6 protein-coding genes are annotated in these 7,827 nt (G+C 72.5%); 2 read left to right on the forward strand and 4 right to left on the reverse strand.

Annotated features, from left to right (window positions below):
- A partial coding sequence (acs, locus tag ACFXDE_RS43385; RefSeq protein WP_380499730.1) for an acetate--CoA ligase occupies positions 1-1,473 on the reverse strand: 1,473 nt, incomplete at its 3' end.
- Between the two features lie 550 nt (positions 1,474-2,023).
- On the opposite strand from acs, the gene ACFXDE_RS43390 reads away from it, so the two are divergent.
- Positions 2,024-5,068 (forward strand): AAA family ATPase, encoded by a 3,045-nt coding sequence (locus tag ACFXDE_RS43390; RefSeq protein WP_380499731.1) that lies wholly within the window; start codon positions 2,024-2,026, stop codon positions 5,066-5,068.
- 132 nt (positions 5,069-5,200) lie between these two features.
- On the opposite strand, the gene ACFXDE_RS43395 is transcribed toward ACFXDE_RS43390, so the two are convergent.
- The gene (locus ACFXDE_RS43395) at positions 5,201-5,620 is read right to left on the reverse strand and encodes a thiol-disulfide oxidoreductase DCC family protein (RefSeq protein WP_380499732.1); all 420 of its coding nucleotides are present in this window, start codon (positions 5,618-5,620) and stop codon (positions 5,201-5,203) included.
- Positions 5,617-6,033, reverse strand: a complete 417-nt coding sequence (locus ACFXDE_RS43400; protein WP_380499733.1) for a hypothetical protein — start codon at positions 6,031-6,033, stop codon at positions 5,617-5,619. Before ACFXDE_RS43400 ends, ACFXDE_RS43395 begins: the two co-directional genes overlap by 4 nt.
- A gap of 267 nt (positions 6,034-6,300) precedes the next feature.
- Between ACFXDE_RS43400 and ACFXDE_RS43405 the strand changes: the two genes are divergently transcribed.
- Positions 6,301-6,795 carry a hypothetical protein gene (locus ACFXDE_RS43405; protein WP_380499734.1) on the forward strand — a complete coding sequence of 165 codons (495 nt, stop codon included), beginning with the start codon at positions 6,301-6,303 and terminating at the stop codon, positions 6,793-6,795.
- 26 nt (positions 6,796-6,821) lie between these two features.
- Here the strand turns inward: ACFXDE_RS43405 and ACFXDE_RS43410 are convergent, their stop codons facing one another.
- Positions 6,822-7,289 carry an SRPBCC family protein gene (locus ACFXDE_RS43410; RefSeq protein ID WP_380499735.1) on the reverse strand — a complete coding sequence of 156 codons (468 nt, stop codon included), beginning with the start codon at positions 7,287-7,289 and terminating at the stop codon, positions 6,822-6,824.
- Between the last annotated feature and the right edge of the window lie 538 nt (positions 7,290-7,827).

Genomic DNA, 7,827 nt, shown 5'->3' on the forward strand with positions numbered 1-7,827 from the left:
GGACCAGTAGGTGTCGATGTAGCGCTGGTCGTCGCCCCAGATGGTGCGGAGCATGGAGGGCCAGGGTTCGGTGAGGACGAGGTAGCCGCCGGAGCGGTTGGGGACTTCGGTGCCGTTGTCGTCGACGACGGTGGCGGCGATGCCGGGCAGGGCGCGCTGGGCGGAGCCGGGTTTGGTCTCGGTGACGCCGGGCAGGGGGCTGATCATCATGGCGCCGGTCTCGGTCTGCCACCAGGTGTCGACGATGGGGGCCTTGCCGGCGCCGATGTGTTCGCGGTACCAGATCCACGCTTCGGGGTTGATGGGTTCGCCGACGCTGCCCAGGACGCGCAGGGTGGAGAGGTCGAACTTGGCGGGGATGTCGTCTCCCCACTTCATGAAGGTGCGGATCGCGGTGGGGGCGGTGTAGAGGATGGTGACGCCGTACTTCTGGACGATCTCCCAGAAGCGGCCCTGGTGGGGGGTGTCGGGGGTGCCTTCGTAGATGACCTGGGTGGCGCCGTTGGCCAGGGGGCCGTAGACGATGTAGGAGTGGCCGGTGACCCAGCCGATGTCGGCGGTGCACCAGTAGACGTCGGTGTCGGGCTTGAGGTCGAAGACGGCGTGGTGGGTGTAGGCGGCCTGGGTGAGGTAGCCGCCGGAGGTGTGCAGGATGCCCTTGGGCTTTCCGGTGGTGCCGGAGGTGTAGAGGATGAACAGCGGGTGTTCGGCCTCGTGGGCCTGGGGGGTGTGGTGGGTGGACTGGCGGGCGGTGATCTCGTGCCACCACACGTCGCGGCCCTCGGTGAGGGCGGTGTCCTGGCCGGTGCGGCGCACGACGAGGACGTGTTGGACGCCGTCCACCTTGGTGAGGGCCTCGTCGATGGCGGGTTTGAGGGCGGTGGGCTTGCCGCGGCGGTAGCCGCCGTCGGCGGTGATGACGAGTTTGGCCTGGGCGTCCTGGATGCGGGAGGCGACGGCGTCGGCGGAGAAGCCGCCGAAGACGACGGAGTGGGTGGCGCCGATGCGGGCGCAGGCGAGCATGGCGATGACGGCTTCGGCGATCATCGGGAGGTAGATGGCGACGCGGTCGCCCTTGGTGACGCCGAGTTCGAGCAGGGCGTTGGCGGCCTGGGAGACCTCGTCCTTGAGCTGGGCGTAGGTGATGGAGCGGCTGTCGCCGGGTTCGCCTTCGAAGTGGATGGCGACGCGGTCGCCGAGGCCGCTCTCGACGTGGCGGTCGACGCAGTTGTAGGCGACGTTGAGGGTGCCGTCGGCGAACCAGGTGGCGAACGGGGGGTTCGACCAGTCCAGGGTCTGGGTGGGTTCGGTGGCCCAGTCCAGGCGGCGGGCCTGCTCGGCCCAGAAGCCCAGGCGGTCCTCGGAGGCCTGCGCGTACGCGGCCGCGGTGACGTTGGCCGCTGCGGCGAGCTCTGCCGGGGGAGCGAAACGACGCTCCTCCTTGAGCAGGTTGGCCAGGCTCTCGTTGCTCAACGACTTTCTCCTCTTGCTTCTCATTGCGTCTTCCGGCGTCCTCCGGCTCCTGCCGGTTCGGACGTCGCCGGGGTGGGTCTGTGGCGGTGGTCCCGTGGCGGCGGTGCGGGGGACGGAGGCGGGTCCGGCCGGCCCGTACCCGACACGGCCGGCACGCGGGCTCCCAGCGCCTGAACAGGCGCTGACGGCGAACCACCCGGCCGCACCACGCTAGAGCCGCACCGCCCACCGGAACATGACGGGCGGTACCGAAAGGTCGGGCGGACGCGCCCCGCGCCGCAGGAGCAGCCCGGCCGACGGCGCCGGCGGGGGTGCCGACCGGTTGCCGATGGGGTGCTGACAGGACGTTGACAAGACGTTGACGCGCACGGGTGAGAATCGACCCATGAGCGGCCCGGTCCGGTCGTGGTGGCGCGAGGTGCGCGTGGCCGCGTCCTCCGCCGCTCCGGTTCCACAGCGTCACCCGGCTCCTCCGCGGCCCCCCGGCCTCGGAGGACGGCGGCGCTCCGCAGACGGACAGCCCTGGTGTGACATGGCGACAAGCCCAACAGTGATCGATCTCGGCGACGCGGCCGCGGCGCACGTGCCGGACGTGCCGCTCACGCTGCCCGTCCTGCCCGTCCTGCGCGGTCGCGCGCGCGAGTCGGAGGTGCTCCGGCACCTGCTCGCCGCCGGGGGAGACGGCTGCGTCTCCGTCCTGCTCGGCGGAGCCTGGGGCAGCGGGAAGACGGAACTGCTGCGGGAGGCACTGGCCGGCGTCCGTGAGGACCCGGACGTCCTCGTGCTGTCGGCGGCGCTCGATCCGCTCGAACGCGAGCTCCCGTTCGGCATGGTCCGCCGGTTCTTCGACCACCTGACGCCGTGGGCCGAACCGGCACCGGCCGCGCTCTGGGTGTCCGCCCCCGAACCAGTGGCGCTCGACGACCTGTACCGGCGGTTGGTCCGGGCGACGGACGGCAGGCGCCTGGTGCTGGCCGTCGACGACCTCCAGCGGGCCGACGCCCGTTCGCTGCGCTGGCTGCGCTACGTGCTCCGGCGCGGTGCCGAGCTGCCCCTCGTCCTCCTCGCCACGCTCGGGGAGGAGGGGACGCACGCGAACACGGACGTCCTCGCCGACGTCGTGCCGCTGTTCCGGCACCGGATGACGCTGGGCGGCCTCGCCGAGGACGCGGTCGAGGCGCTGGCCGAGGACGTCCTCGGCAGGCACCCGGGCCGGGCCGTGACCACGGCCTGCCGGGAGGCCACCGGCGGCAACCCGCTGCTGCTCCGCGCCCTGCTGCGCGGACTCCGTGCCGCTGACCCGCACCACACTGACGTGCAGCACACCGGCCCGCAGTACACCGGCCTGCAGCACACCGGCCCGCAGCACACCGACCCTCGGCGCACCGAAGAGGACCTGGCGGCACGGATCACCGAGTACGTCCCGACCGACGTGGGCCCGGCCGTGCTCGCGCGGATGGAGGCACTGGCGCCGCATGCCGCGACGGTGGCGACGGCCGCCGCCGTCCTCGGCGTAGGCCCGAGCGCAGGCCCCGGCGCAGGCCCCGGCGCAGATCTGAGCGTCGACCTGCTGGTCGAGGCCACCGGCCTCGCCGAACCGCAGCTGGCGGACGCCCTGCACGCACTGGTGCGGGCCGAGTACCTGACCCGCGCCGGGGAGGAGGGGACGGCGTTCGGCTGCGCGGCCCTCGCCGCGGCCGTGGCCTCCACGGTGCTGCCCAGCCGGCGGATGGCACTCCACCGCGGTGCCGCCCGCTTCCTGCGGGCGCGCGGTGCCTCGGCGCAGCGGATCGCCGTCCACCTCCTGCCTGGTCCCCGGGGCGAGGCGTGGGCACCGGAGGTCCTGGCCCGGGCCGCCGAAGGGGCGGCCGAGGAGGGCCGGACCGCAGCGGCCGCGGCGTACCTGCGGCGTGCGCTGCGGGAGGAGACCGGCGAGGAGTCACGGGCCGGGCTGCTGGCCTCGCTCGGCCGGCTGGAGCTCGCCTCCAGCGTTCCGGTGGCCGTCCGAAGCCTGGAGAGCAGCCTCCGGCTGTCGCAGGACCCGGTCGAGCGGACCGAGGTGGCGCGCAGACTGGCCGGCGCGATGCTGGCCGTGGACCGCTACCCGGAGGCGCTGGAGGTCCTCCGGCGCACCAGCGAACACATCCGGGAGGCGGACCCCGCCGACGCCCTGCGCCTGGAGATCGACCGCATCCACATCGCCCTGACCAACCTGGCCTCCGCCCCGGACGCCGTGGAGCGGCTGATGGAGCTGAACGTCCTCGATGCGCCGGACACCGGCGTCCGGCGGCCGCTGGCCGCGCTGCTGAGCCTGCGCGCGGCCATGGTCGGCCGGTGCCCGGAGGAGGTCGTGAGCCTCGCCGAACTGGCCCTGGGGGAGGGGGCGGACCCGCTGTCGGACGAGTCCTTCGTCTACTACGACGCCCTGGTCGCCCTGCGGGCGGCCGGCGAGACGGTGGCGGCGCTGGAGCACGCGGACGCCGCCGTGCGGCAGGCACGGGCCCGCGGCTCCGCGCTCGGTCGCCTCCAGGCGCTCAGCGTGCGCGCGAACCTGGCGGGACGGGTGGGGCGCCTCGCGGACAGCCGGGCGGACGCGGCCTCGGCACTGGAGGAACTGCGGGCGATCGACATCGGGCCGGCGCACAGCGTCGCCGTCTTCGCGACCGCGACGTCGATGGACTCGCTCATCCGGCGGGGAAGGCCGGAGGAAGCCGAGGATCTTCTCCGACGTGCCGGGCTCGCGGGTGAGTTGAACGCCAACTGGGTCAACGACCACGTCCTGATGGTCCGCGGCCGGCTGCGGGTCGCGCAGGGGCGGTTGGACGAGGGCCTCGCCGACTTCCTCCGGTGCGGTGAACGAGCGCTCGCCCGCGGGATGTCCGGCCCCGGCTTCCACACATGGCGTTCCGAGGCGGCGCTGGTCCAGGCGGCGCTGCGGCGCGGCGAGGCGGCCCGGTCGCTGGCGGAGGAGGAGCTCGGACTGGCGCGGGCCTGGGGAGTGCCGGAGACGGTGGGCACCGCCCTGACCGCGCTGGGCGTGGTCCTCGGGGGCGTGGAAGGGCTGGAACTGCTGCGCGAGGCGGTCGGCCTCCTCGAAGACGCACCCGCACGCCTGCGGTACGCCCAGGCGCTCGTCGACTGCGGCATCCTCGCCCGGAAGGCCGGGCGACTGCCCGAGGCCCGCACCTGCCTGCAACGGGCCGCCAGCGTCGCCGACGAGTGCGGAGCGGCCCCGCTCGTGGACCTGGCACTCGCGGAACTCCGCGCCGTCGGCGACCGTCCGCGCACCCGCACGTTCCACGGGGTGAACGCCCTCACCCCGACGGAGCGGCGCGTCGCGGACCTCGCCCTCCAGGGCATGACCAACCGCGGCATAGCCCAGTACCTCTTCGTCGGCCTGCGCACCGTGGAGGTCCACCTCACCAACGTCTACGGGAAGCTGGCCATCGACGGCCGAGCGGGACTGGCCACGGCCCTGGCACCCCCGGCTCCGGCGGACCCAGTCCCAGCGGACCCGGTCTCGGCGCCTCTGGTCCCGGGGGCGGACCAACGCCCCGGCCCGCCGCCGACCCGGCCCGAGGCGTCCGGCACCTGACGCTTCTCCCGTCCGCCCGGCGGCCCGGATCACCTGGCGGACGGGAGGGGGAATCGTCGTTCCACGGTCGTCTCTTGGGCAGCCCTCGTGCGGCTGCCCTCTGTCCATATCGCCCCGGTCACGTCCGCGGCCCTAGCCGGGGACGTCACACTCTCCCGACGGACAGCTGCTCGCTGACACCTTGGTGACTGCTCGGATCCGGGCGGCCGCGAAGGCGGCGGCCCGGGCGAGCGGGAGACCGGCCGGCGTGGCGAGGCGCCGGGCGAGCGACCGGTGGTCGGCCAGTGCCCAGAGACAGGCGACGAAGGCGTGGTGGCCGCGCCACACCTCTCCGGTGTCGCCCACCACGGTGATCTCGCCGAGCGACGCGTCGTGGTCGAGCCCGGGGAAGAGCTCGTGGGCCTCGGCGGAGCCGGCCGCGACGAACTCCAGCGGGACGAGTTGCCGCTGCCCGCGCAGCCAGGCGGTGAGGCCGCGGCAGAGCGGGCAGGCGGGATCGTGGAGCACGGTGAGCCACCGCACGGGCGGCGGCGCGTCCTGGCCGGCGGTCACGCCGGGCCCGGGGTGACGTGGCCCTGCGCCGGGACCGGCGGGCGCGACGGCGCCATCGGCTCGCGCTCCTGCGTGCCCCGGCGGCGGATCCGGCTCAGCACGTAGACGTTTCCGAGGTGCATCGCCCCGAGCACCAGCAGCACGGTGCCGAGCTTGTACGAGAGCGCGTTGAAGACGCCCTGGACGTCGCCCACCTGTTCGTCGTTGCGCATCCAGAGCGCGACGAACCCGAGGTTGATCAGGTAGAAGCCGACCACGAGCAGGTGGTTGACGGCGTCGGCGAGCCGGTCGTCCCCGGCGAAGACGTCCGCCAGGAAGATCCGGCCGTTCCGGCTGAGCGTGCGGGCCACCCAGATCGTCACACCGGTGGCGATCGGCAGATAGACGGCATAGCTGACGACTGTGTAGTCCACGGGACTACTCCCCTCCGCGTTTCGAACGCGTTCAAAACCTTGTCGAGGAACACTGTAGCGCCACTTTGAACGTGTTCAATACCGGCGGGGGGTGATCTTCGGACGCTTGTGACTCCCTGGATGAGTGGATCCGACGCGACGGTGGTCGGCGCCGGGCCGGCCGAGGCCTCGGGAGCGTGTGGCCGGAGAGCCGGTCGGGCTGCTCCGGCCAACCGCCTCGCGGATATGGTGTGGCGGGTCCACCGAGGCCATGAACGGGAGGGGCTCATGACGGTCGGGCATCGGTGGCTGCTGGACGAGACTCCCTGGCCCGAGCCGGCCACGCTGGTCTACGGCGAGATGGTGGAACTGGCGACGCCGCACCCGCCCGTCCCGGAACTGGGCCGGCTCGGGCCGGAGACCGTGGGCAGCCGTGGTGTGATCGTCGGGTGTGCCATTGCGCCGGACGAGCGCGACGGCCGGGTCGGACCGCTCTACTCGGTGGAGACCGAGGACGGCAGCTCCTGGAGGCTGCGGCCGGAGTTCCTGGTCTCGCGGGGAGGACTTCATCCCGGCATGCCGCCCCGTTATCGCAGCGACCTGCCCGAGGGAACCCGCGTCCGAATCCGTATGGAGTCGGACGCCCCAGGTGCGACGGCGGATGCTGTCGGAGAGGTCACCGGGATCTGGTGGACGACGTCCTTGGAGCCCCCGAAGGGCTACATCGTGCAGGTCGGCGAGTACTCCCACTGCGTGACCCCGCAGCAGACCGAGGTCCTCTGACTCGGCGAGGACCTGCCCACGGTCACCTATTCGGATCCAGTCGCCCAACGGGAAGGACCGAGTCGACGTTCGAGGTCGCCCAGGTCCTTGGCGATGGACGAGCGGACCTTGCGCGCCATGATCGGCGCGGCCAGGCGGTAGTAGCCTCCGGCGTCGCCCCGCACCCGGATCCGGGCGAGGGTGCCGCCGGGGTGCGGGGCGAAGCGATAGGTGACGTGCATCGGCATCGGACCGGCGACCGAGACCATGTCCAGCAGCCGCAGCGGCTCGTACTCCGCCACGCGCAGCACGTAGTCGATGCGCTTGCCGAGGAAGTGCGCCGTACGGGTGACCTCGGCACCGACGCCGAACCCGCCCTCGTCGGCCTCGCGGGTCAGCCGGGCCTCGCGGATGCCCTGGGTCCACTCGGCGTCGTGGCGCCAGTCCATCGCATAGCCGGCCACCACGTCGGGCGGCAGCGGGATCACCCGTTCGGCGGTCTCGTCAATCGTCATGGTGCTGTTCGGGCCCTCTCCGGATCTCGGCGCACTCAGGCCTCACAACCAGGGTTGCGCCGACCGGCCGCCGGCGCTCGGTGGAAGGCGCTCGCCCCGGCCGGCACGGCGACCGGCGGACCGTAGCCGCCGTTTTGCCTCGGGAGTGGAGGCGGAGTAGTGTTCCCGAGTCGCTCGACAGGGAGCACCGGACACGCATCGGCGCGGACGGTCCCGGAGCGGCCAAATCCACGAAAGACACCACGTCCCGGTACGAAGCGGGTCGGGCTCGCCATGTGCGCGTTCGGCTCGATGCGTATTCGGTGTACGCGTTTATCGGGATTGCATTCGGACTTCGGCCGGATTCGCTTTGCGGAGCGGGGATCGGCTAGAGTTTGGAACGTCGGACGGGGCAACAGCGCCGAAAGACACCAGCGAATCGGATGAATGAAACTCCGGAAAATGGAGCGGAAAACATCTGATAAGCTGGAAACACGAAAGAACGAAGCGCCCGGAGGGCCCGCTGGAAGGCGGCTCGAAGGAAGCGTCCGTTCCTTGA

The organism is Kitasatospora sp. NPDC059408, assembly GCF_042751525.1.
GTDB lineage: Bacteria > Actinomycetota > Actinomycetes > Streptomycetales > Streptomycetaceae > Kitasatospora.